This is a genomic window from Streptomyces sp. NPDC005808, from assembly GCF_042871385.1.
Classification (GTDB): domain Bacteria; phylum Actinomycetota; class Actinomycetes; order Streptomycetales; family Streptomycetaceae; genus Streptomyces.
Window position 1 is genome coordinate 196,757 of record NZ_JBIAIK010000009.1, and the last position, 22,863, is coordinate 219,619.

The 22,863-nt window shown below is 69.6% G+C and carries 21 protein-coding genes; 13 read left to right on the plus strand and 8 right to left on the minus strand.

The genetic code is table 11. The features are described 5' to 3' along the window. Positions 1 to 5 precede the first annotated feature (5 nt). The gene (sdhC, locus tag ACFYPC_RS21640; protein ID WP_388678528.1) at positions 6 to 386 is read right to left on the minus strand and encodes a succinate dehydrogenase, cytochrome b556 subunit; all 381 of its coding nucleotides are present in this window, start codon (positions 384 to 386) and stop codon (positions 6 to 8) included. Positions 387 to 553: 167 nt separating this feature from the next. After that, positions 554 to 1,192: a 2-oxo-4-hydroxy-4-carboxy-5-ureidoimidazoline decarboxylase gene (locus ACFYPC_RS21645; RefSeq protein ID WP_388678531.1), complete on the minus strand. Its 639-nt coding sequence runs from the start codon at positions 1,190 to 1,192 to the stop codon at positions 554 to 556. Between the two features lie 480 nt (positions 1,193 to 1,672). Here ACFYPC_RS21645 and ACFYPC_RS21650 point away from each other — a divergent pair, with 480 nt between their 5' ends. The 9 genes from ACFYPC_RS21650 to ACFYPC_RS21690 all read left to right on the plus strand — a co-directional run bounded on the left by ACFYPC_RS21650 (position 1,673) and on the right by ACFYPC_RS21690 (position 11,505). Continuing rightward, a complete protein-coding gene (locus tag ACFYPC_RS21650) occupies positions 1,673 to 3,319 on the plus strand; it encodes a family 20 glycosylhydrolase (protein ID WP_388678533.1) in 1,647 nt (548 codons plus the stop codon). A gap of 142 nt (positions 3,320 to 3,461) precedes the next feature. Next, a complete protein-coding gene (locus ACFYPC_RS21655; protein ID WP_388678536.1) occupies positions 3,462 to 4,316 on the plus strand; it encodes a DUF4328 domain-containing protein in 855 nt (284 codons plus the stop codon). A gap of 67 nt (positions 4,317 to 4,383) precedes the next feature. Next, complete coding sequence (locus ACFYPC_RS21660) at positions 4,384 to 4,887, plus strand: hypothetical protein (protein ID WP_388678539.1); 504 nt, start codon at positions 4,384 to 4,386, stop codon at positions 4,885 to 4,887. 113 nt (positions 4,888 to 5,000) lie between these two features. After that, positions 5,001 to 5,714: a hypothetical protein gene (locus tag ACFYPC_RS21665; protein WP_388678541.1), complete on the plus strand. Its 714-nt coding sequence runs from the start codon at positions 5,001 to 5,003 to the stop codon at positions 5,712 to 5,714. Positions 5,715 to 5,980: 266 nt separating this feature from the next. Continuing rightward, the gene (locus ACFYPC_RS21670) at positions 5,981 to 6,361 is read left to right on the plus strand and encodes a hypothetical protein (protein ID WP_388678544.1); all 381 of its coding nucleotides are present in this window, start codon (positions 5,981 to 5,983) and stop codon (positions 6,359 to 6,361) included. 362 nt (positions 6,362 to 6,723) lie between these two features. Continuing rightward, a complete protein-coding gene (locus ACFYPC_RS21675) occupies positions 6,724 to 8,229 on the plus strand; it encodes an ATP-binding protein (RefSeq protein ID WP_388678547.1) in 1,506 nt (501 codons plus the stop codon). Between the two features lie 369 nt (positions 8,230 to 8,598). Next, on the plus strand, positions 8,599 to 8,973 hold the full coding sequence (locus ACFYPC_RS21680; RefSeq protein ID WP_388678549.1) for a hypothetical protein: 375 nt from the start codon (positions 8,599 to 8,601) through the stop codon (positions 8,971 to 8,973). Positions 8,974 to 9,559: 586 nt separating this feature from the next. Further along, positions 9,560 to 10,222: an RNA polymerase sigma factor gene (locus tag ACFYPC_RS21685; protein ID WP_388678552.1), complete on the plus strand. Its 663-nt coding sequence runs from the start codon at positions 9,560 to 9,562 to the stop codon at positions 10,220 to 10,222. Further along, on the plus strand, positions 10,222 to 11,505 hold the full coding sequence (locus ACFYPC_RS21690) for a hypothetical protein (protein WP_388678555.1): 1,284 nt from the start codon (positions 10,222 to 10,224) through the stop codon (positions 11,503 to 11,505). Before ACFYPC_RS21685 ends, ACFYPC_RS21690 begins: the two co-directional genes overlap by 1 nt. A gap of 221 nt (positions 11,506 to 11,726) precedes the next feature. Here the strand turns inward: ACFYPC_RS21690 and ACFYPC_RS21695 are convergent, their stop codons facing one another. Further along, positions 11,727 to 12,569, minus strand: coding sequence for a L,D-transpeptidase family protein (locus tag ACFYPC_RS21695; RefSeq protein ID WP_388678557.1), 843 nt, complete (start codon positions 12,567 to 12,569; stop codon positions 11,727 to 11,729). 148 nt (positions 12,570 to 12,717) lie between these two features. Here ACFYPC_RS21695 and ACFYPC_RS21700 point away from each other — a divergent pair, with 148 nt between their 5' ends. From ACFYPC_RS21700 to leuE, 3 genes are all read left to right on the plus strand, one after another. Next, positions 12,718 to 14,298: a methylmalonyl-CoA mutase gene (locus tag ACFYPC_RS21700; protein ID WP_388678560.1), complete on the plus strand. Its 1,581-nt coding sequence runs from the start codon at positions 12,718 to 12,720 to the stop codon at positions 14,296 to 14,298. Between the two features lie 99 nt (positions 14,299 to 14,397). Then, positions 14,398 to 14,970, plus strand: coding sequence for a Uma2 family endonuclease (locus tag ACFYPC_RS21705; RefSeq protein WP_388678873.1), 573 nt, complete (start codon positions 14,398 to 14,400; stop codon positions 14,968 to 14,970). 50 nt (positions 14,971 to 15,020) lie between these two features. Next, entirely contained in the window at positions 15,021 to 15,668 is a 648-nt protein-coding gene (leuE, locus tag ACFYPC_RS21710; protein ID WP_388678563.1) for a leucine efflux protein LeuE, read from the plus strand. A 12-nt stretch (positions 15,669 to 15,680) separates the two neighbouring features. Here the strand turns inward: leuE and ACFYPC_RS21715 are convergent, their stop codons facing one another. Further along, positions 15,681 to 17,111 carry an FAD-dependent oxidoreductase gene (locus ACFYPC_RS21715; RefSeq protein WP_388678565.1) on the minus strand — a complete coding sequence of 477 codons (1,431 nt, stop codon included), beginning with the start codon at positions 17,109 to 17,111 and terminating at the stop codon, positions 15,681 to 15,683. A 69-nt stretch (positions 17,112 to 17,180) separates the two neighbouring features. On the opposite strand from ACFYPC_RS21715, the gene ACFYPC_RS21720 reads away from it, so the two are divergent. Beyond that, on the plus strand, positions 17,181 to 17,831 hold the full coding sequence (locus tag ACFYPC_RS21720; RefSeq protein ID WP_388678568.1) for a TetR/AcrR family transcriptional regulator C-terminal domain-containing protein: 651 nt from the start codon (positions 17,181 to 17,183) through the stop codon (positions 17,829 to 17,831). Between the two features lie 130 nt (positions 17,832 to 17,961). Here the strand turns inward: ACFYPC_RS21720 and ACFYPC_RS21725 are convergent, their stop codons facing one another. The 4 genes from ACFYPC_RS21725 to ACFYPC_RS21740 all read right to left on the minus strand — a co-directional run bounded on the left by ACFYPC_RS21725 (position 17,962) and on the right by ACFYPC_RS21740 (position 22,784). After that, positions 17,962 to 18,963: a class I SAM-dependent methyltransferase gene (locus ACFYPC_RS21725; protein WP_388678570.1), complete on the minus strand. Its 1,002-nt coding sequence runs from the start codon at positions 18,961 to 18,963 to the stop codon at positions 17,962 to 17,964. 132 nt (positions 18,964 to 19,095) lie between these two features. Further along, positions 19,096 to 20,208, minus strand: coding sequence for an acyltransferase family protein (locus ACFYPC_RS21730; protein WP_388678876.1), 1,113 nt, complete (start codon positions 20,206 to 20,208; stop codon positions 19,096 to 19,098). Between the two features lie 258 nt (positions 20,209 to 20,466). Beyond that, positions 20,467 to 21,798 carry an alpha-2,8-polysialyltransferase family protein gene (locus tag ACFYPC_RS21735; RefSeq protein ID WP_388678572.1) on the minus strand — a complete coding sequence of 444 codons (1,332 nt, stop codon included), beginning with the start codon at positions 21,796 to 21,798 and terminating at the stop codon, positions 20,467 to 20,469. Further along, complete coding sequence (locus tag ACFYPC_RS21740; protein WP_388678573.1) at positions 21,798 to 22,784, minus strand: glycosyltransferase family 2 protein; 987 nt, start codon at positions 22,782 to 22,784, stop codon at positions 21,798 to 21,800. The genes ACFYPC_RS21735 and ACFYPC_RS21740 overlap by 1 nt, the downstream gene beginning before the upstream one ends. Positions 22,785 to 22,863 lie beyond the last annotated feature (79 nt).

Genomic DNA, 22,863 nt, shown 5'->3' on the forward strand with positions numbered 1-22,863 from the left:
CTGTGTCAGCTCCCGAAGACTTCGCGGAATGCGTGACCGAGGACGGGGTAAAGGGCCCCCACCATCAGCACGACCCAGATACCGACGACGGACCAGAGCATCTGCTTCTGGAAGCGCGGGCCCTTTGACCAGAAGTCGACGGCGATGACACGCAGACCGTTGAGCGCGTGGAAGAGGATGGCGGCGACGAGGCCGTACTCCAGCAGCGCGACGAGCGGCGTCTTGTACGTGGCTACGACCTTGTCGTAGTCCTCGGGGGACACACGGACAAGAGCGGTGTCCAGCACGTGTACGAACAGGAAGAAGAAGATGAGGACGCCGGTGACTCGATGAGCCACCCAGGACCACATTCCTTCCCGGCCGCGGTACAGCGTTCCAGCCGGCACGGAAAAACCCTCCGGGAGCGGGGATCGGGGCCGCGCCGGCTTGGGTGTCGGTCGGGCCCGGCCGGGTACGGTCCACCGGCCCCGGCCATCGTAGCGACGACTTGTCGGAACGCTTACAGCGGCCCCACCGGTGTGATCAAACAGGCAATCAAACAGGCTCGTACGGGCTATAGAGGCGCCCTGAATCCGTGTATTTCGACGGTTCCGCCCTCACTGGCTCCTTCGCTCCTCTTCCCCTCCGTCCTCTTCCCCTCCGTCTCGAACGTATGCACAAGGCGGGTGAGCCGGCCCCGGGCGAGGCGTCTGAGCTCCTCGGCGGCGAGGACGCGCTCCTCCTCGGGGTCGTTGGCGAGGCGGGAGCGGATTCCGGCGAGCACCTGGTCGAGGGCCTCTTCCGGGGCGAGGTCGTCGAGGCAGATGACGAACACATGCCCGAACCGGCTCTCGTACGCGGCGTGCGCGGCGCTCAGTGCGGTGTGGGCGGCGGAGTACGCGCCGTCCGGGAGCAGCGTGAGCGACTCCCCGGCCAGCGCCTCGGCGAGGTCGGCGTGTGTCAGGTCGTACGCCGCCTCGTCGGCCGCGGCGAGCAGTGCGTCCAGGTCCGGGTAGGGCCGGTGTTCGGCGAGGCGGTGGGCCCAGCGCAGGCTGCGGCAGCACATGAGGAGGGCGCGCTCGACGGTCTCGGCGGGCGCGGAGTTGAACCCCTCCGGGCGGGCCGGGGACGGCGCCGCGCTCTTCTGCTCGGGGAGGCGTGGGAGACGGTGCGGCGGCAGCGTGTGTCCTCGGCGGTGGTGTTCGCGTGACATCCGAGGGAAATCGCGCGTGGTTCGGCAGGGGAAGGAGTGAAAGTTGTGATGCTCACGCTATCGAGGTGTGTCAGGAGCTGTCCGACCGATGCCCGAATTTCACCCGGACGGGAGTGTTTCGGAACGTGTGATGGACGGTGAGGGTGGGGACAGGGGGGCCTAGGTTCCCTGGGGGGATGTGTGACCTGGCTCGGTAACGGGGGATATGCGACCTGGCTGTACGACATGGCTGTGTGACCTCGGCGACGAAGTGAGCGGCGTGATGCGGATCGTGATGTGGGACGTGGCGGGTAACGCGGGTGCGGGTGCGGGTGGTAGGGGTTCTCGCCCCCTCCGCCCCTTCCCGTCCCGTATCTGGGGGCGCTGCCCCCAGACCCCCGAGCCGCGCTGGACGCGCTCGTCCTCAAATGCCGGACGGGCTGGAAATCCAGCCCCTCCGGCATTTGAGGAGCCCGCCGTCACCGCCCGGAGCGTGGCCCGATGAGCCCCGGGAGGCGTCGCGCGCCGGCACGGCAGACGCGCTGGGTGATGGCCGCCGTCGGCGGTGCCGTCGTCGCCGGGGCCGCCGCGCTCACCGTCGCGTTCTGGCCCGCCGGGGACAGCGGCGAACCGGCGGGAGCGCGGGTGCCGTCGAGCAGCACGCCGGTGAGCGCGTCCAGCACCGCCCCGACGGCCACCGGCGCCGCCCCCTCGCCGACCCGGACGTACCCCCTGTCCCAGACCCCCCGCACCATCCCCGCCGTACGCGAACACACCCCCGCCAGGGGCCCCGGCTGGCGCCCTGCCACCGGCTCCCGTGTGGTCGTCGCCGACAGTGAACTCGCCGACGAGGGGCGGCTGCTCGCCGGCGAACTCAAGCTGTCGTACGCGGGAGAGACGGAACCCCGTTCCGGAGACGTCGAGCTGGGCCTCGACGCGGCGGCCTCCGGCACGGAGTCGTACACCCTGAGCGTCAAGAGCGGCCGGGTCACGATCACGGCTCCCGGCGACGCGGGCGTCTTCTACGGCACGCGCACGCTCAAGCAGGTGGTGCACGGCGGCGGCACGGCGCCCGAGGGCGTCGTACGGGACCGGCCCGCGAAGCCGCAGCGCGGGTTGATGCTGGACATCGCGCGCAAGCACTTCACGGCGGACTGGATCGAGGACCGGGTCCGGGAGCTGGGCGACCTGAAGTTCAACCAGCTCGGCCTGCACTTCTCCGACGACCAGGGGTTCCGTATCGAGTCGGACACGCACCCCGAGATCGTGTCGAAGCAACACCTCAGCAAGGCGCAGGTCCGCGAGATCCTCGACCTGGCCGCGAGCCGGCACATCACCGTCGTCCCCGAGATCGACTCGCCCGGCCACCTGGGCGCGGTGCTCGCCGCACACCCCGAGCTCCAGTTGCGCAACGGGCAGGGCGTCGCCTCACCGGGCTCGATCGACATCTCCCAGCAGGCGTCCGCCGACCTGGTCGACGAGCTGCTGAACGAGTACGCCGATCTCTTCCCCGGCGCCAACTGGCACCTCGGCGGCGACGAGTACCGGGCGCTGATGGTCGCCAACCCCGCGGCCTCCTACCCGCAGTTGGCCACCGCCGCCGTGAACATCTACGGCGCGGGCGCGAGTATCGCCGACCTCACGACAGGCTGGCTCAACGGCCGTGCCGAGGTGATGCGCGGCCACGACCGGACACTGCGGGCCTGGAACGACGGGTTCTTCCCCGGGGGCCAGGTGCAGGCGGACGACGATCTGCAGGTGGCGTACTGGACGGGCAAGGAGATCGGCGCGCGCAAGCCCGTCGATTACCTCGACGCGGGGCGCAAGTTGATCAACTACAACGACGAGTACCTCTATTACGTCCTCGGCCAGCCGCAGACCTTCGTCTACCCGACCGGGCAGCGCATCTACGAGCAGTGGACCCCGCTCGTCGTACGCGGCACGACCCCGGTCCCCGCGAAGTACGACGGGCAGATCCTGGGCGGGAGCTTCGCCGTGTGGTGCGATCTCGCGGACTCGCAGACCCAGGACCAGGTGGCTGCGGGGATCAGGATGCCGTTGCGCGCGACGGTCCAGAAGCTGTGGGACTCCGGTGAACCCGCGCTGTCCTGGACGGATTTCAGGAAGCTGGCGGACCGGCTGGGCTGAATCCGGCTGGACGTAGAGGCAGGCCGGACCGTATCTTCCGCATGCGTATTCGATTGCCGGGTGTGCCCTGGGGAGGGGCTCGCCCGGCTTCTTGTGTCAGGAGTCGGCGCGGGTTGCCGTGCCGGTGCTTCGGGGGATGCCCATGTTCTGCAAGCAGTGTCAGCACTCCACCGCGTCGACGCCCGAGGGCCTGTGCGCCGACTGCGCCCAGCGGTCCTCGCTCGCCGGCGTGGCCGCGTCCACGGGACCGTCCGCGGGCCTGCCGGTGGCACCGCCCGTGTCCGCGGGGCCCACGCTGCTGCCGCACGGCCCCGCGTGGCTGCGTTCACCGGTCGGCCTCGGCAAGGCCGTCGCGATACTGCTCGGCCTGGTCATCGCCACGGACCTCTTCGCCGCCTGGGCCGACATCACCACGTACAACGTGACGGGCTCCCTTGCGGACGGCGACTACAGCGACGCCGTCCAGCGAGAGGCCGAACACGCGGACACTGTCTACGCCCTGGCCGGGTACACCCAGATGGCCTCCCTCGTCGCCGCCGCCGTCGTCTACCTCGTCTGGTTCCTGCGCGTGCGGGTGAACGCCGAGGTGTTCGATCCCTTCGGGCACAGCAAGAGGCGTGCCTGGGCGGGCTGGAGCTGGTTCGTACCGATCGTGAACCTGTGGTTCCCGCGCCGGATCATGCTGGACATCTGGGACGCGAGTACGGCTGTTGGCTCCCGCGTTTCGCACGGGCTCGTCAACGCCTGGTGGACGTTGTGGCTCATCTCGCTGTTCGCCGACCGGGCCGGGTCCCGCGCCTACACCAGCGCTGAGACGCCCGAGCAGATCCAGGACGCCGTCAGTCAGATCATGGTCGCTGACGTCATGGAGATCCCCGCCGCTGTGCTCGCGATCCTCGTCGTGCTGCGGCTGACAAGGATGCAGGACGAGAAGGCGCACCAGGGCCGGGGCCCCGTACCGGTCGGCGTCCCAGTCCCGGGCGGATTGCCCGATTAGGTAGCCAACTCCCGTACACCTGTGGTGTATTCGGCCCGAGCCGAACCGAGAGACCGGGGGGACCGGAATGGGCTACTGGGGGTATTACGTCGTGGGCAGAAGCGAGCGGCCGCTCGCGGAGCTGGACGCGCTGGCGGCGGCGCCCGGCATGGTCCTGCAGGCCACGGCGCCCGACGGTTGGCAGGTGTGGGAGTACCCGAGCGGTGACGGGGACGTCGGGAGCATGAACGCGCTCGCCCGGGAGACGGGGGCGCCCGCGCTGTTCGGGTACGTCATGGACAGCGACTGTGTGGTCGTCGAGGCGGCCGCGCCGGAGAGCGGCGCCTGGACGACCTGTCTCGTGCGGCCCGCCATGGCCCGGTACCTCGGTGAAAGCGAGGAGGGGCTCAGCGTCGACGACTACTTCCTCGAGCCGGCGGACGCCGCCGAACGCGCCGTCGCCTGGGCCGCGGAGGCCGGCCACACGGTGGTCGCGGAACCGCTTCTCCACGTATTGACCGCGGACCCTGACCCGTTGGCCGAAAACCTGCTGTTCCGGTTCCTGGACCGACTTGGCGTCATGCCTTTGTGAGCTCCTGTGACACTCCCGGCCTGTCGCACGCAGTAAGGGGGAGTGCGGACTTCGTGAGAAACAGACGCCTTGTCGCGGTGTTCGCGGAGTTCGAGTAGTTCGAGGGAGGCGCGATGAGCCTGGTGGAACTGATCGCTCAGGCGGATGAGCGTGGGCTGGCGGCGAGCGGGCTGGCTTGTTTGGATCGGTGCGTTCCCCTGCTGGGTGGTGACGACGATGCTCTGCGGCCGCTGTGGACGAGCCTGGTGGACGGGGACGAGTGGGGAGAGCGGGTCGCCAAGGCACGGGCGGATCTGGGCGAGCCGGGAGGGGAGTTGGGAGGCGAGTCGGGAGGCTGGGAGCAACTCGGTCCCGGTCCCGGTCCCGGTCCCGGTGTCGGCTTCGCGGCGCTGGCCGGCTCCGGTACCGACTCCGGCTCCGGTACCGGGACAGGCTCAGGCTCCGGGACAGGCGCGGGCGCACACTCCGACTGCTCGCCTGACGAACAAGCCGCCCTCCTTGCCCGCTACATGCTCGCCACCGTTCCGGCCGAGCACTCCGCCGGTGCCCTGCGGACGTGGGCGGACCGCTGTTCCGTGGCGGCCCTGCAGATCCACGGGCTCCTCGACATCGCCGCCGACGGCGCGTCCTCGGTCCAAGCCCGGCGAGAGGGCCGTACGGACGGCATGTCCCCGCTCGTCGCCGCCGAACTGCGGCGCCAGATCGCCATCCTGGAGCTGCTCGCGGACCGCGGGGCGGGCGGCCTCCGGCTGGTCCTGGGGAAGTCGACGGAGGGCCGACGGGTGCTCCGGGCGGTGGTGTCGCGACGGGCGCGAGGGCGGGCGTAGGCAGCGCCGGTGGCTTGTCCGGTACGGCGCCGCCCGCGTCGTACGGCCAACAACCCAATCGGCCGGCAGCCCCACAGCCCAACAGCCCAACAGCCCAACAGCCCAACCGCCAACGCCCCCTGTTCTCCAGTGCCTTCGCGCCGTAAACCTTCGGCCTGCGAGAGTCCTGTGCCTGTCCTGTGGGGGCCGTGGGGCGATATCGGACCGGTGTGGGGGAGTGCTCGGATCGGCGTGACGAATTCCGGGCGGAGGGCGCTCTTCCGAGTGTGGACACAACTCGAGCAACCCGGCCCCAAGCTGCGACGAAGCCCATCCGGTGGGCGGCGGACGCGGTCGCGACGATGCGTGAGGGCGCCCGGCTGCGCCTGGACTACTCCGCGCAGAGTCTGTGGCGCGTCGACCGGCTGATCGAGGAGATACGGCAGGAGGGGGCGCCCTACGCCGCCGTCGAGACGGTGTTGCGCGGTTTCGGGGCGTACGCCGGTGAGGTCGTCGCCCGGAGCACGGGCGCGGAGTGGTGGGTGACGGGCGGCGACCATTGGATCCGTACGCCTGACGGCCGGTTGTGGGACCCCATCGAAGAGGCGCGCCGCTGCTACGAGGGCGACGGTTCGCTGCGGTTGCTGTGCCGTGAGGCCACACGGTGAGCTTCTGACCTGTGACGTAGGGACTCCGCGGAGATCTCCGCGCGGGTGGGGCACTTGGTCGCGCGTCGGCGACGTCGGCACCGATGCCCCGCATGGTCCCGGCCGTCTCAGCGGGTACACCGCGGAGACGGCCGGGCCACCACCCCTGGCCTGACAGAAGTATGAAGGGCATCTGACCAGGCATTTTGATGTCGGTGTGCAGATTCGCGCTCTCCGCCAGGGCCGGCCCTCGTGCGTCTGCCCGCCCATCGCGCCGGATTCTCCGGGCTCGGCTGCCGAAGCGCCGGGACAAATCCAATACGCCCGTATCTGTCGAAGTAGACTTAGACGTATTCCGTCGAAGTCGACGCGTAGGAGAGCGAGTGAAGAAGAGCCTGCCGACCAAGCCGGACGACGTTGTCGACCGGGACCGGGAGTGGGGTCTGCTCGCGGAGTTCCTCACGGATCCGGATCCGGCGATGCGGCTCGGCATCGTGTCGGGGCGGCGGCGGCACGGGAAGTCGTACCTTCTGCAGGCCCTGTCCGAGCAGGTCGGCGGCCTGTACGTCACAGCGGTCCGGGAGGAGGGGCGGCTGCCCGCGATTCAGCGGTTCAGTGATGCGGTCGCCGCCCACGCCGGCCTGCGGCAGGGGAGCCTGCGTCTGACCGACTGGCGTGACGTCCTGTCCAATGCCCTCGATGTGACCGCCCGTTCGTCACATCCGCTCCTGGTGATCGACGAGCTGCCGTATCTGCTCCAGCACTCGCCCGAGATCCCGGGCCTGTTGCAGCAGCTCTATGACGAGCGCCAGCGGGGTGCCCGGCCTGGTGCCGGGCCGGGCCCGCGACTGATTCTGTGCGGCTCGGCGATGAGCGTCATGCACGAGCTGCTCTCGGGGACCAAGCCGTTGCGGGGTCGTGCCGTGGTCGATCTGCGGCTGGGCCCCTTCGACTACCGCGACAGCCGGGTCTTCTGGCAGATCGACGACCCGCTGACCGCGCTGAAGGTGCACGCGGTGCTCGGCGGGGCCCCCGGCTACCGGCCGGTGGCTGCCCGTCCGCATCCGGACGACGGCTTCGACACCTGGCTTACCCGGACGCTGCTCGATCCGGGGCGAGCGGTGTACTCGCGTACCGAGACCGAGTACCTGCTGCGCGAGGACCCGAGGATCACGCAGCACACGCTGTACTACGACATCCTCACCGCGATCGCGAACGGCGCCACCACACCCAGCAAGATCGGTGCCGCTCTGGAGCGCCCGCGCAACGCCGTCGCCCACCCTCTCGGAGTGCTGGAATCCACCGGCTACATCCGGCGGGAACAGGACATCCTCCGCTCCAGGCACCCTGTCATCACCCTCGCCGACCCTGTCATCCGCTTCAACCAGCTCATCACCCTCCCGCAGGCCGCCGCCGTGGAGCAGGGTTTCGCCGAGCAGGTGTGGCAGCAGGCCACCCCGACCTTCAACTCCAAGATCCTGGGACCGCACTTCGAGGACCTGGCCCGCGACTTCACCCGCCGCTACGCTCACACCTTGCTCCCCGGCGGATTGCCCGGCCCGGTCGGTACCACCGAGATCGCCGACCAGGCCGCCCGGACGAAGCACGAGGTCGATGTCATCGCCCTGGCCGCCGGTGAGCGCCCGCAGTCTCCCCGTGCGAGGATCGCGCTGCTGGGCGAGGCCAAGGCGACCGCGGCCCGCCGGGGGACCGGTGACCTGGAACGTCTGGAACGCATCCGTGACCTGCTCACCGATCAGGGATACGACACAACTGCCACCGCTCTGGCCCTGTACTCCCTGCACGGCTTCTACCCCGACCTGGCCGACCTGGCCGACCGCCGCGACGACCTCCTCCTGGTCGATCTGCCCACGCTCTACGGCAGCTGACACCAAGAGCGGCCGGTGTTCGAACCAGGCGACGTAGTCCGGACCGTTGAACACCCCCAAGGGAGACGGGAGTTGCTTCCATGCCACGGTTGGTGGAGGTGATGTAACCTCGGCAGCCGCATGTATTCGGTCCCAGGCAGTGAGGTCGGCTGCCGTGGCGTGTCAACCACAGGAGCCGGCTTGCTACCTCGTCAGGGAACCGGCTGGTGGGTCGCCTTTCTGTCGACGGCCGCGTTGGCGACGGGAGTTCTCACCGGGTGCCAGACTCTCTCGGATGCCGTTTCCGCCTCGGGCTGCGAGGGGACCGAGCCCCGGGTTGACGAGCTGAAGTCGTACGGTGTGCTCGACTCTCGGCCACAAGGGACAATCGTGCCCCAAGGCTTCGAGGATCTTGAGGCCGGCTGCTGGGAGGACAGCGGCGAGGCTTCACTGTATGCCGAGCGGACCTACGTCTTCCCCGGCGACAGGGCTGACGTGACCGAGCACTACCGGGCCGCGGCGGAGCGCGAAGGCTGGAAGCCGTCTCAGGCAACCCAGCAGTCCTCCGAGGAAGACATGCCCGTGAACCTGTGCTTCACCCTCGGCAAGGCGGACGACGCGACGATGCTGGACGTCTACTTCCTGACCGAGGAGATCCTCGATGCCGAAGAGACCAAGACCGGCCCCGAATTCAGCTCCGGAGCCGGCTACCGCGTGACCGTCACCTCCACGGCTGACGGGTCCGCGACCAGTTGCTCGGACTGAAGTACGCCATGGCCCCAGTACGGCGGGTGTCGAGGCGAAGGGGGCCCGCAGGTCGGCGTCCGGGACGACTCGGCGAATCGCGCTGGGTAGGCGCATAGGGCTGGATGGGCGAATAGGGCGCCTGGCCGGTGGTCGCGCGTCGGCCCCGTTGTCACCGATGCCGCGCGTCGCCCCCGGCCTCAGCGGTACACCGCGGAGACGGCCGGGGCCGCCACCCCCCACAGGAGAGGCCCCGGCCGTCGCGCGGTACGGGCCGCGCGGCGGCCCGTACTTTCTACTGCGCCGCCACTGCGTTTTGTGTCACACCTCGCACCGTCACCGCGTAGTTGCATGTTGTACGAACATGGACGGAGAGCGGTTTCACGCCGTAACGTGCCTTTCGCGCCGAGGTGCGGAGAGTGGACCACGGCACCCGCGAGGGGCCTTGAGACCCCAACCACGACCGAGCAATCACGACCGAGCAATCACGACCGAGCAACCACGAACGAGCAACCACGACTGAGCAACCACGAACGAGCAACCACGACGGCGAGTACCCGGTCCGTGAAAGCGGCGCCGGCTTAGGCGCAAAAGAGGGGCGCGCGCGGTGCTGGGGGACGACGCGGAGCTGACTACCGCGGTGCTTGCGGCACAGGACGGGGACGAGACCGCGTTCCGGACTGTGTACCGCGCGGTGCACCCACGGTTGCTCGGATACATACGGACACTGGTCGGCGATCCGGACGCGGAAGACGTCACGTCCGAGGCCTGGCTGCAGATCGCCCGAGACCTGGAGCGGTTCAGCGGGGACGCCGACCGCTTCCGTGGCTGGGCCGCCCGTATCGCCCGCAACCGCGCCCTCGATCACATACGGATGCGCGGGCGCCGCCCCGCGATAGGCGGCGACGAGACCGAACTGACCGGCAAGGCGGCCGAGTCCGACACCGCAGGCGAGGCCATCGAGTCCCTGGCCACTGACAGAGCTCTCTCGCTCATCGCCCAACTCCCCCAGGACCAGGCGGAGGCCGTCGTCCTGCGCGTCGTCGTCGGCCTCGACGCCAAGACCGCGGCAGAGACTCTCGGCAAGCGCCCCGGCGCGGTGCGCACCGCGGCGCACCGCGGTCTGAAACGGCTCGCGGAGCTGCTCGGCGACGATCCGGAATCCGCCGGGGCACTCGGCGCCGTACCCCCACAAAGAGAACCGCGCACACGTGCGGTGACGTCCGCCGGTGTGACGCATACGCGTTCGCGGACGCAGAAGGACATGTGATGGCCGACGAGCGCTGTGTCTTCCCGGGAGAAAACCCACGGCCCCCCGGCCGGTGGCTGGACCGCGACGCCGCGGAGCGCCTGCTGCGCGGCGAACCCCTGGCAGCCGTCGACGCCCACGACCGGAACCAGGTGGACGAACTCACCCGGGCACTCGCCGCGCTGGTCCCGGCACCTGCGCCGGGCGACGACGAACTCCCCGGCGAGGCCTCCGCGTTGGCCGCGTTCCGCAAGGTGCGCGCGGACGCGGCCGGTGAGGTGGAGCAGACGGACCGGCGCGGTCGTACGCGCTCCGCCTCCCACATCACCGGCGCCTACTCCTCCGACGCCGGTCTCATCCGTCTGGGACGTCCGGACCTCGGTGGTCGCCGGGTCCGTTGGGGCCGTCCCACGCGCCTCGGTCTCGCCGCGGCGCTGGCCGCCGGGATGATCGGCGGGGTCGCCGTCGCGACCGGAACCGGAATGCTGCCGACTCCGTTCGGTGACGACAGACCCGGTCCAACCGCTTCGGTCACGGCCGCGGCGACACCGGAGCGGCCGTTGGTCTCGCCGTCGCCCGACGGTCCGGGTGACGGTGGTTCCCCGGCCGGGACACCTGACGGCGCCACGAGTGGTTCGTCCGTCGGCGGCTCCTCGAAGGAGGAGGCGGGTGGACGTGCCCCGGGCGGGCAGCAGGGCTCGGACGGCACGGGGGAGTCGGGCCTCACCGGCGAAGAGTGGAGCCAGACACGCGCCTCGTGCCGCGACGTCCTCGACGGCAAGGAACTGGACGCCGGCCGCAGGCGAGTACTGGAGGAGGCTGCGGGTGGCTCCGGTCAAGGCCGGCTGAAGAAGTACTGCAACGAAGTCCTGGACCAGGCGGGCACCGGCACCGGCACCGGCACCGGCACCGGCGCCGACGACAGCAAGAAGAGTGCCGGGGACGAGGACTCCAAGGACTCGGGCGGGAATTCGGAGTCGACCGCGGAAACCCGCTTGGGGCAGGGCTTCGGCCAGAGCGCGGAAGAGAGCTCCGCCCCGGGCGACGGGGGTGGTGACGACGGCGGCAACCACATACTCCCGCTGCTCCCGCTACAGGCGAGTGGCAACGACGGCGGTGGTCACAAGGGTGCTGGCGGCGACGACGGCCGTGGCCACCAGCACGGCAAGGACAAGGACGACCGCGGCAACGGCCACCGTGGCAACGATGTCCGCGCCAACGGCGGAACCCTCACCCCGGCGCCTTCGCCTTCGCCCTCATCCCCCGGCCCGGTCCCGGTCCCGGATCTCGCCGGAAGCTCCTGACCTGCGAGTTCGTATTCCGGTGACTTTCCAATCGCCCCGGGTGTGACATTTTCGGCCGCGGTGGCGCAGTAATGAGTGAGCCGACTGGTCATCGGCCCTCGCACCGAGCCGGGGTTCCCCCCGTACCCATGGCTCGATGCACCTCGGCGCGGGTGGGACACGTTCCCCCGGTCCCGCCCGCGCCGCCTCACCTCTGCACACCCCCCTCTCCGCGCCGCGCGTCACCAGTAGACGACGACCTTGTCACCGGTGCGGACCTGGGCGAACAGCTCCGCGATCTTCCCCTCGTCCCGGACGTTGACGCAGCCGTGCGAGGCGCCGAAGTAGCCGCGGGCCGCGAAGTCCGAGGAGAAGTGGACCGCCTGGCCGCCGCTGAAGAACATGGCGTACGGCATGGACGAGTCGTAGAGCGTCGACACGTGGTAGCGCGACTTGAAGTAGACGCTGAACACACCTTCGCGGGTCGGCGTGTACTGCGAGCCGAACCGCACCTCCATCGTCGACACCGTCCGGCCGTCGATCATCCAGCGCAGCGTGCGGCTGGTCTTGCTGACGCACAGCACGCGGCCCGTCATACAGCGCGAGTCCGGTTCCGCTGCCGGCTGCCCGCCGAACGCGTACAGCTCCCACTTTCCCGGTTCCTGCGTCATCTTCTGCAGCCGTTGCCAGGTGACGGTGTCCAGCGCGCCGGTCCGTGGCAGACCACGCTTGCCCTGGAAGCCCTGCACGGCGGTGGCGGTCAGGTCGTCGTACGTTCCCGTCGGCCCGTCGAAGAGCCAGGCGACCTGCCGCAGCCGGGCCTGCACCTCGCGTACGTCGGTGCCCTCGTCGCCCTTGGACCAGAGGACCTCGGGCGCCGCGACCGGGGTTTTCGAGGGAGTGGCGCTCGGCTTGGGATCGTCGGGGGTGGCCGTGGGCCGGGGCGCGGGGGTGGAGCCGGCCGTGCCGTCGATCCTTGTCAGGGGCGGCTGTTTCCCGTCCGCGTCCCCGGCCTGCGCCGTACAGCCGCTGACCGCGATCAGCGCCGCCAGCGCGGCCAGCGAGCGCTTCCCGTGTCTTGTCATTCGTGGTGCCGTACGCATCGAACCCCCGTCGTGCCGTCGTGTGTCACTTGAGATGCTCCCCGCACATGCCCGGTTGCGAACTACACCGCATGGTGGAGAGCGAAGCTCATAGAACAGGTATTGGCCAGCTTCGGAGGGAGACACAGCGATGGCGCGCGAATCCGAGTCCGGTCTGCCCATCGAGCCGGTCTACGGGCCGGAGGCTCTGGAGGGCTGGGACCCGGCCGAGAAGCTGGGAGCGCCGGGCGAGTTCCCCTTCACAAGGGGTGTGTACCCCTCGATGTACACGGGGCGTCCGTGGACGATGCGCCAGTACGCCGGTTTCGGCACGGCCGTGGAGTCCAACGCGCGCTACCGGCAGCTGATCGCCCACGGCACGACGGGCCTGTCGGTCGCCTTCGACCTGCCCACCCAGATGGGCCACGACAGCGACGCCCCGATCGCGTCCGGTGAGGTCGGCAAGGTGGGTGTGGCGATCGACTCGATCGACGACATGCGGGTGCTGTTCGACGGGATCCCGCTGGACAGGGTCTCCACGTCGATGACGATCAACGCCCCCGCGGCGCTCCTCCTGCTGATGTACCAGCTGGTCGGCGAGGAGCAGGGCGTGCCGGCCGCACAGCTGACGGGCACGATCCAGAACGACATCCTGAAGGAGTACATCGCGCGCGGCACGTACATCTTCCCGCCCAAGCCCTCCCTCCGGCTGGTCGCGGACATCTTCAGGTACTGCCGGGCCGAGATCCCGAAGTGGAACACGATCTCGATCTCCGGCTATCACATGGCGGAGGCGGGTGCCTCGCCCGCGCAGGAGATCGCCTTCACGCTGGCGGACGGCATCGAGTACGTGCGGACGGCGGTGGCGGCGGGGATGAACGTGGACGACTTCGCCCCGCGGCTGTCCTTCTTCTTCGTGGCCCGTACGACGATTCTCGAGGAGGTCGCCAAGTTCCGTGCCGCGCGCCGGATCTGGGCGCGGGTGATGCGCGAGGAGTTCGGTGCGCGGGACCCCAAGTCGCTGATGCTGCGCTTCCACACCCAGACGGCGGGCGTCCAGCTCACCGCGCAGCAGCCGGAGGTGAACCTGGTGCGCGTCGCGGTGCAGGGCCTGGGCGCGGTGCTCGGCGGTACGCAGTCCCTGCACACCAACTCCTTCGACGAGGCGATCGCGCTGCCGACGGACAAGAGCGCTCGGCTCGCACTCCGCACGCAGCAGGTACTGGCGTACGAGACGGACGTCACCGCCACCGTGGACCCCTTCGCGGGCTCCTACGCCGTCGAGAGGATGACCGACGACGTGGAGGCCGCAGCCGTCGAACTGATGGCCGGGGTCGAGGAGCTGGGCGGCGCGGTCAGCGCCATCGAGCACGGTTTCCAGAAGGGTGAGATCGAGCGCTCCGCGTACCGCATCGCCCAGGAGACCGACTCCGGCGAGCGGGTCGTCGTCGGCGTCAACCGCTTCAAGCTGGACGAGGAGGAGCCGTACGAACCGCTCCGCGTCGACCCGGCCATCGAGGCTCAGCAGGCCGAGCGGCTCGCGAGGCTGCGGGCGGAGCGGGACCGGGCGGCGGTGGACGCGGCGCTGGCCGCCCTGAAGAAGGCGGCGGAGGGGACGGACAACGTGCTGTACCCGATGAAGGACGCGCTGCGGGCGCGGGCGACAGTGGGCGAGGTGTGCAACGCGCTGCGGGGGGTCTGGGGGAGTTATGTGCCTGCGGATGCGTTCTGAGCTGGGCGATTAATCCGTATGGGTGATCGTGGGCGGAACCGGTCCGCCTCCGGTTACGCTCATGAAGGGTGTTCCCGAAAGGAGGGTGCCGTGGCTGTGATGATGCACGAGACGTCGCTCGCTGATGCTGCCGATCGCCTCCGGGAAGAGCTGCCCGGGCACCGGGTGGAGATCCTCAACGGGAGCATTGTTGTGACACCGCCGCCGGACGGGCCGCATCAAGAGACGTGCTTCGACGTGGCGTTCGAGTTCAAACAGGCCGGAGGCTGGGAAGCCGACCTCAAGGCCGTGCTGGGGGTCGGCGTGTGGCTGCCGACAGGGCGGGACGACTACGCCATTCCGGACCTGTCCATTGTCGATGCCGACTACAAAGACGCGCTGGTGGAGAAGGCCTGCTACGCGCCGCACGTCTTCCGCCTGGTCATGGAAGTTACGTCCACCAACTGGTCGAACGACCTGGCCATAAAGGTGGAGACGTACGCCAGAGCCGGCATCCCGCACTACGTCGTTGTGGACCGCAAACACGATCAGGTGCTGATGCACTCCGACCCTGAGGGGGACGAGTACAACGTGGTCACGCCCTACAAGCGCGGCACTACCGTCCCGCTCCCTGAGCCCTTGGGTGTTGCTCTGGAACTCTCTGTCGACCGCCTCCTGGACGGCGACGACTAACTCGCGATACCCGAAGGCGGGGTTTCGTACCCCCGTGCGACACTCCATCCATGCTTGGTGTCGTCGACCTCCCCACGTACCTCGCAGGCCTCGTCCTGATCGTCCTGCTTCCCGGCCCGAACTCGATCTACGTCCTGTCGGTCGCCGCGCGCAGCGGCATCCGCGCCGGCTACAGGGCGGCGGCGGGTGTCTGGTGTGGGGACGCCGTCCTGATGACGCTGTCGGCGGCCGGAGTGGCCTCGCTGCTGCAGGGGAACGCGCTGTTGTTCGGGATCGTGAAGTACGCCGGTGCCGGGTATCTGACGTGGCTGGCGATCGGGATGCTGCGGTCCGCGTGGGGGATGTGGCGGACCCGGAAGGCGCGGGCACAGGCTCCGGCAGTGGTGACGGCGGCCGAGGAGCGGCCCTTCAAGCGGGCGCTGGTCATCAGTCTGTTCAACCCGAAGGCGATCCTCTTCTTCGTCGCCTTCTTCGTCCAGTTCGTGGACCCGGCGTACGCATACCCGGCCCTCTCCTTCGTCGTCCTCGGCGCCTTCGCACAGCTGGCGAGCTTCCTCTACCTCTCCGCGCTGATCTTCAGCGGGACGAAGCTGGCGGCGGCCTTCCGCAGACGCAGGCGGCTCTCCGCCGGGGCCACCACCGCCGCCGGCGCGATCTTCCTCGGCTTCGCCGTGAAGCTCACGCTCGCGAGCGCGTAGCCAGGACCCGTCCTAAGCGGCGCCCACGAGGCTCGCGTACTCCGCCAGCCCCTCCGCCGTCACGCCCGCCCAACCCACGTAACCGTCGGGCCGTACGAGGAAGACCCCTGTGCCGTACGCCTCGTACGCCGGAATCCGGACCGTGCGGGCCCCGGCGAGTTCCGGCAGGCCCGTGTCCGTGCCGACCGCCAGCAGCGTCCAGTGCGGACCGCGGAAGGTGTCGAAGAGGCGTACGCCGCCACGGATGCCGTCCGGTGCGCGGTCGCCGGCGTGCAGCGCGTCCTCGGGCAGTCCCTCCCGGGTCTCCACGGAGAGCGAGCAGCCCCGGTAGCCGAGGCCGAGCTGCCGGGTGGCCGCACCGCGCCTGACCTCGCCGCGGTGCACCTGGGTGCTCAGCCCGAGCATGTCCGCGGCGTTCGGCAGCCGCTCCTCCTCGTACGAGTCGAGAAGGGCCGGGTCCGCCGCTCCGCTCAGCACCGCGCCGAGCTTCCACCCCAGGTTGTAGGCGTCCTGGACGCTGGTGTTGAGGCCCTGGCCGCCCGCGGGCGAGTGGACGTGCGCGGCGTCCCCGGCGAGGAACACCCGCCCCTCGCGGAAGCGGTCCGCCAGTGCGGCCCGTGGCCGGAAGTCCGAGGCCCAGCGCACCTCGGTCACGTCCTCGGGAGCGAGGTGCGAGCGGGTGGCGACGACTTTGCGGATGCCGTCGAGGGAGAGGTCGACGTCCGTGCCCTCCGGGAACTGCGCCGCCACCTGGAAGTCCTCAGTCCCCGCCAACGGGAAGATCACCATGAAGCCCTCGCCGCCGGAAGGCGGGAACACATGGATGTTGTCGCGGTCCAGGCCCGTGATGCGGACGTCGGCGACCAGCGTCGGGTTCGGGTCCATGGACATGCCGGGCGTGCCGGTCATGCCGATGCCGAGCGCGCGACGTACGGCGCTGCGGCCTCCGTCGGCGGCCACGGCGTAGCGGGCGCGGACGGGAGCGCCCGCCGCGAAGGAGGCCGTCACCCCGTCCGCGTCCTGTGCGAGGTCCACCAGCTCGCGTCCGAAGGCGACTCCTCCGCCGAGTTCCGTCAGCCGGGCGAAGAGGATCTCCTGGGTCCGCCACTGCGGCAGCATCAACGGCTCGTGGTACGGCTCGGCCTCTGTCGCCTCGCTCTCGTCGGACATCCGGTGCTCGCCCACCCGCTCCCCGTCCTGCCAGATCACCCCGAGGGGGTAGCGGCCGCCCGCCGCGCGGACGGCGTCGAGTACGCCGAAGTCCTCGAAGACCTCCTGGGTGCGGGGCTGCAGGCCCTTGCCGCGCGAGCCCGGGAAGAGCCCGTCGGTGCGCTCCACGACGAGGGAGCGGGCCCCGCGCCGGGCGAGGTCGAGAGCGAGCGCGAGCCCGGTGGGGCCGGCGCCGACGATGAGTACATCCGTGTCGTAGTCGTACGTGTTCATGGCCATCTCCTTAACGCTGTTAAGTTCCTTGTTCCGGAGCATGCACTTAACAGCGTTAAACTGTCAAGCGTGGCTAGTCGGAGAACCCCCAAGCTGGACAAGAAGCAGGTCGTCGAGACGGCTCTGAGGCTCCTCAACGAGGTCGGCCTCGACGGGCTCACGCTCCGGGCGATAGCCAAGGAGCTGGACGTGCAGGCCCCGGCGCTCTACTGGCACTTCAAGAACAAGCAGGCCCTGCTCGACGAGATGGCGACGGAGATGTACCGCCGGATGACGGCGGACGCGCGGCTCCCCGAGGGCGCCACGTGGCAGGACCGGATCGTCGCGAGTCAGCGCGGCCTGCGCACGGCGCTGCTCGGCTACCGCGACGGCGCCAAAGTGTTCAGCGGCACCCGCTTCACCGGCACCGAGCACGCGGCCGACATGGAGGCGAACCTCCGCGCCCTGGTCGAGGCGGGCCTCACCCTTCCCCAGGCGGTCCGCGCCAGCACCACGGCCCACTACTTCACCCTCGGATTCGTCACCGAGGAACAGGGCGTCTGGCCACTGCCGGGGGAGCGCCGCGAGGGCTACGACGTCGAGGAGCGCGCCGCCCGCATGGCCGACTTCCCTCTCGCGGCGTCCGCGGGCGCCGAGGTCTTCCAGAACTACGAGGAAGGCTTCGAGGAGGGGCTGCTCCTGCTGATCGCCGGGATCGCGGCGCGGTACGGGATCGAGTGAGAGTGCCGCGCCGCCGCCGGATCCGGTGCGGCGCGGAGATTTGCTTGGTGCCGCAGGCCGGCCGCCTGGCGGCCGGGCAGGCTGCTCAGTCTCCCGGCTGCCCGGCTGCCCGGCGGCACGGAAAAGCCGCTCAGCGCCCCGTGGACCGCCGCCTGGCGGCGCGGATCCGGCGGATGGCTCGGGTGACGATCGGTGGCAACAGGTCGAGGGCGATGGCGCGGGCACCGCTGCGTACGGCGGCAGGCGTACGGCGGCTCTGCGCGGCCTGACGGGACAGCTGGGGCTGCGGGGGCTGCTGGGCGGCAGCCGGGCTCGCCGTCACGGGTGCCGGATCCGCCGGGACCTCGGCGGTGACGGGTTCGGGGCTCTCGGTGTGGTGCCGGGAGGGCGGGAAGGCCGGGGCCCGCATGCCCTTGGACTTGAGGCGGATGATGCGGTGCCCGGCCGCCTCCTGAACGCTGAGGTGGCAGTCCTCCCGTTCGCGGGCCATGGCCAGCAGCTCCTCCTGCACGGACTCGGGATCGTCCCAGGTCCCGTAGAGCTTCTGGGCGCTCAGGCAGACCGGATGCAGGCCCCTGTTGAGCACGGCCTCCCAGGCGGCCACGGCGACGCCGGGCGTGTGCTCCGAGCGGAAGTCGTCCAGTACGACGATGCCGCCGGGCAGCAGCGCGTCGCGGGCCGCCTGGATGTCGCCGTACACGTGCTCGTACAGGTGTGAGGCGTCGATGTGGACGAACCGGCAGGAGCGGGGCTGGACTTCGGCCGGCACCAGCGAGCTGGGGCCCTGCAGGACGCGGGGCAGTTCGTCGTGGAAGGAGAGGTAGTTCTCCTCGAAGACCCGCCGGGTGAGCGCGGAGTACGACTTCGTCGACTCCGCCTGATTGGCGTTGTCCGGGGCGTCCGCCTCGAAGAGGTCGCAGACCGTGTACCGCTCGCCCTCCTGGCGGTGGCGGCCCAGGAAGATCGCGCTCTTGCCCATGTACACACCGACTTCGAGCAGGTCGCCCCGCAGCCCCGCCGACTCCTGCCGGTCCAGGAACCAGTCGAAGAGCAACTGGTCGAGAACAGGGAACCAGCCGGGAACGTCGTCGAGCCGGTGGGGTGGGCGGATGGGGCCTTGTGTGGCAGTCATGAGGAGAGAAGCACTCCCTTGTGCGGCAGTCCCAGGAACATGTGAGAAGCCTATGGGGCGGGCGGGGAACTGTTCCGCGCCGGAATCAGGGCCGCCGGGCGCCACCCGGCCGTGCGGCGCCAGGCCGCGCGGTCAGGACCGCGACTTGGCCAGCGCGGAGCGCAGACGGGGTGTCAACTGCTTCTCCACGTAGTGGTTGATCAGCCAGGCCAGCAGCAGCATGGTCGCGACGGTGAGCAGGAAGGTGCCGTACGACGGGATGTGCAGGGTCTGGTGGTAGGCCGTTATGGCCACCCAGCCCAGGTGCTCGTGGACCAGGTAGAACGGGTAGGTCAGGGCGCCGGCCACCGTCAGCCACCGCCAGTTCGCCCAGTTCAGCCAGCCGAGTGCGATCGCGGCGACGGTCACGAAGCCGAAGGCGACGACGAGGACGATGCCGAACGTGGTGCGGTGGGCGAAGGCGTTCGGGTCCGCCGCGTTCCACAGTGAGCGCACCGCGTAGTGCTGCCCGATCAGGAAACTGACGGCCACGATGCCCCAGGCATGGACGTCGGTCCGGTCGCGGTGGACGAGGTAGAGACCGACGCCGCCGATGAAGAACGGCGCGTGCTCGGGCATCAGTACGATCTCCAGCAGGGGCATCTGCGCGCCCTGTGTGATCGCGTACGCCAGCGTCCAGCCGGCACAGAAGAAGATCACCCGCTGCCTGGTGGCTCCCGGAAGCACCACGAACAGGGCGAACAGGACGTAGAACCGGATCTCCGCCCAAAGTGTCCAGCAGACACCCAACACCCGGTCCACACCAAGGGGTTGCTGGAGCATCGTCAGGTTGACAAGTGCGTCGCTCGGCGACACCGCGTGGTACGCGACCACCGGCAACGCGAACACCACCGTCACGAGCACGACCGCCGCCCAGTAGGCAGGCAGCAGCCGCGAGGCGCGTGAGGCGAAGAACGATGTGAGGGGACGGCCCCAGCCGCTCATGCAGATCACGAACCCGCTGATGACGAAGAAGACCTGGACGCCGAGGCAGCCGTACGCGAAGTACCCGTGCAGGGTGGGGAACTGCTGCTGGGCCGAGCTTCCCCAGGCTTTGGTGACGTCACCGCCCCGACCGCCGTAGTGGTACGCGGCCACCATCAGGGCGGCGACCAGTCGCAGCCCGTCCAGAGCCCGCAGCCGGGTCTCCCGGGGCTTCACCCGCTCCGGCGGCCGCGGTACGTCGGTCACCGTTCGGGCGGTGATGGTCGTCACGGAAATCCCCTCGGCGGGCGGGTCTGCGGTTGGGCTGGCCAGCACGTTAGTCCGAGTCACAGGCAAGGCATGGGTGACAGGCCAATGATCTCTTCGGGTTCCGATGAGTTCACCTGGAAGTGATGGAGCTTCCCGGATTTTCTCATCTTTTCCGGCGCGACGAGGGGGGCGGGCGACGCCCGCACCGTGGGTGGGTGGACCATCGGCCGGTCCACCCGCCCACCGTGCGCCGTTGTCCGGCGTCCGGGTTCAGCGGCGTACCGCCTTGCGAAGCGCGCGCGCCTGCCGCACCACTCGACGCGCGGTGGAGTTGCGGGGCACGAACGCCAGTCGGTCCGGGAAGCCGCCGGGAAGCCCGAGCGAGGTGAGCCGGCGACGCCTGAAGTAGGGCTGGGTGCGCGGTCCGAAGTGCTCGGAAAGATAGCGCTCTGTCGCCGGGCGCAGACGGGGGTTGACCTGTGGCTGCATGGTGAACCCGAGCGCGGTGACCAGACCGGCCAGCTCGTCGGCCGGGAGGACTGCGGTCCCCGCCGTGTCCTCCAGGCTCGGCAGCAGCGCGTCGGCCAGTGCGACCGGCACCCGGTTGCTGTTCTGGTAGGGCGTCAGGCGTTCCAGCATCAGGTCGGTACTGACCCGGGCGACCGGCAGGTCGTAGAACGCGGAGGCCGTGAACAGTGCGGTGGAGAAGCAGCCGACCACGAGACCGGGCCGGGTCTTCTCGAACAGCACCTCGGCGAGTACGGGCGTGTCCAGCACGGTGAACCCGACGCCGAGCTTGGCGGCCTCGGTCTCCAGGGCGCGGCTGTAGCGGGCCGGCGCGGTCGGGTGCGGCTTGAAGACGATGGCACGGTGTCCGCGGTCGACGGCTCCGCGCATCATCCGCACGTGCAGATCCTCCTCCTCCTCGGGGGAGAGGATGTTCAGCGCGGACAGGTACTGGCCGAGCAGCAGCGCCGCGTTGTCGGGCAGCGCGGGCAGCTCCGGTACGGCGCCGCCGAGCCCGCTCAGCACCTTCAGGAACGCGTCTGCCGGCACGACCTCGGCGGGCACGTCGAACTCGGTCAGCAGCAGCGGCTTCAGACCGGGCACCAGGTCCAGGTGCAGCAGCCGCCGCACCCGCGTGCCGACCAGCGGGTCGAGCTTGTTGCGAGTGGGGCCGTAGCTCATCAGGCCGTCGGCGTAGACGTCGATGGGTGCCCCGGTGAACAGCTGCGCCACCGTGAAGGCGGGGCTGACCTGGATGGACTCCAGGACCAGCTCCACCCGGTCGTCTCCGAGGTCCCACAGCAGCCGCAGATAGCGTTCGAAGAGCGGGATGTCGTCGTTGCGCGGCGACCAGGCCCCGGGATGGAAGGGACGAATGGCCTCGTTCCAGGACAGCAGGCCGTCGAAGTGACCACTCAGCGACGCGAACCCCGGCATCTCGTCGACGGCGGGAGTCGTCTCCGGTGTAGCGGAGTTGTTGAACACGAGGAGCAGGCGGCGGTCGGCCTCACCGAACTGGTCGGACTCGATCGCGGCGGCCAGGGTGGCGGCGCCGTACAGCGTCGAGGCGCAGAAGATCTGGGTGGTGCGGGACATCAGGCTGCCGCCTTCGCAGTGGTGATCCGGCGCCGCAGCCGTCGCAGTTTCGAGGAACGGCTCAAGTCCATGGTGTCGAGTACGTCTCCGAGCATGTCCTGCGGCATGCGCTTTATGGCCGCCGCGCTCATCGCCCGCAGCTGCCGGGCGACGGCCGGTTCGAATTTGTCGATCTCCGAGAGGTGGTGGGCGATGATCGCGCAGTACGTCCGCACCGCCTTGGGCAGCAGCCGGTCGGCGTCGGGGTCCGCGGCGGTCTCCTCGATGACCTGATCGAAGGCCCGGATGAAGTCGAGTTGACGGATATCACCGATTTGGGTGAGTGAGGAGGCCACTCCACGCCGGTAGAAGACACCCAGCAGACTCACCACGGCGAACGACTCCGCCTCGCGGTGCAGCTTCCAGATCCAAGGCCGGTCCTCCGCCGTGCGCAGCCCGTCGGTGAAGTGCAGCAGGCCCCGGTCGAGCAGTCGACGGTGGTAGGCGCCGGCCCATGCGTACGCGTAGTCCACCGAGGTCGACCGGTCCGCGGGCAGGATCGCCTCGCGCGGGTTCATCACCTCGTTGCGCCGCCCGTGCGGGACCCGGTGCACCGAACGGGCGCGGTTGGCGGTCTGTACGTGGTCGGTGCGGATGAAGTCGCAGCCCAACCCCTCGATGGCCGAGACGAGTTCACCGAGGTAACCCGGCGCGAGCCAGTCGTCCCCGTCCAGGAAGGTCAGGTACTCGCCGTTCGACACGTCGAGGCCGGTGTTGCGCGCGGTGGCGAGCCCGCCGTTCTTCTCGTGCCGGACATAACGGACTTGGGCGACTTCTGCAAGTTCTTCGGCCGTCCGTTCCAGGATCGCAGGAGTTTCATCCTTCGAATGGTCGTCCACGAGCACGAACTCGAAGTCTTTCCGGGCGTTCAGGCGAAGGCTTCTGAGTGTGTCCGGGGCGTACTGCTCGACGTTGTAGAACGGCACGATGACGGAGAGTTTCGGCATGCCAGGGAGCCTGTGCGGCTGCCCGGATTCATAACTTTCCGGTACAGAAACTGTGGGTGAACTCAAGGGGTCGGAACGG

Coding starts and splice junctions, on each gene's coding strand:
- ACFYPC_RS21645 (WP_388678531.1), bottom strand. CDS start 1,192: ATGTCACGCGAACACCACCGCCGAGGACACACGCTGCCGCCGCACCGT.
- ACFYPC_RS21650 (WP_388678533.1), top strand. CDS start 1,673: ATGAGCCCCGGGAGGCGTCGCGCGCCGGCACGGCAGACGCGCTGGGTG.
- ACFYPC_RS21655 (WP_388678536.1), top strand. CDS start 3,462: ATGTTCTGCAAGCAGTGTCAGCACTCCACCGCGTCGACGCCCGAGGGC.
- ACFYPC_RS21660 (WP_388678539.1), top strand. CDS start 4,384: ATGGGCTACTGGGGGTATTACGTCGTGGGCAGAAGCGAGCGGCCGCTC.
- ACFYPC_RS21665 (WP_388678541.1), top strand. CDS start 5,001: ATGAGCCTGGTGGAACTGATCGCTCAGGCGGATGAGCGTGGGCTGGCG.
- ACFYPC_RS21690 (WP_388678555.1), top strand. CDS start 10,222: ATGGCCGACGAGCGCTGTGTCTTCCCGGGAGAAAACCCACGGCCCCCC.
- ACFYPC_RS21695 (WP_388678557.1), bottom strand. CDS start 12,569: ATGACAAGACACGGGAAGCGCTCGCTGGCCGCGCTGGCGGCGCTGATC.
- ACFYPC_RS21700 (WP_388678560.1), top strand. CDS start 12,718: ATGGCGCGCGAATCCGAGTCCGGTCTGCCCATCGAGCCGGTCTACGGG.
- ACFYPC_RS21705 (WP_388678873.1), top strand. CDS start 14,398: ATGATGCACGAGACGTCGCTCGCTGATGCTGCCGATCGCCTCCGGGAA.
- leuE (WP_388678563.1), top strand. CDS start 15,021: ATGCTTGGTGTCGTCGACCTCCCCACGTACCTCGCAGGCCTCGTCCTG.
- ACFYPC_RS21715 (WP_388678565.1), bottom strand. CDS start 17,111: ATGAACACGTACGACTACGACACGGATGTACTCATCGTCGGCGCCGGC.
- ACFYPC_RS21725 (WP_388678570.1), bottom strand. CDS start 18,963: ATGACTGCCACACAAGGCCCCATCCGCCCACCCCACCGGCTCGACGAC.
- ACFYPC_RS21735 (WP_388678572.1), bottom strand. CDS start 21,798: ATGTCCCGCACCACCCAGATCTTCTGCGCCTCGACGCTGTACGGCGCC.
- ACFYPC_RS21740 (WP_388678573.1), bottom strand. CDS start 22,784: ATGCCGAAACTCTCCGTCATCGTGCCGTTCTACAACGTCGAGCAGTAC.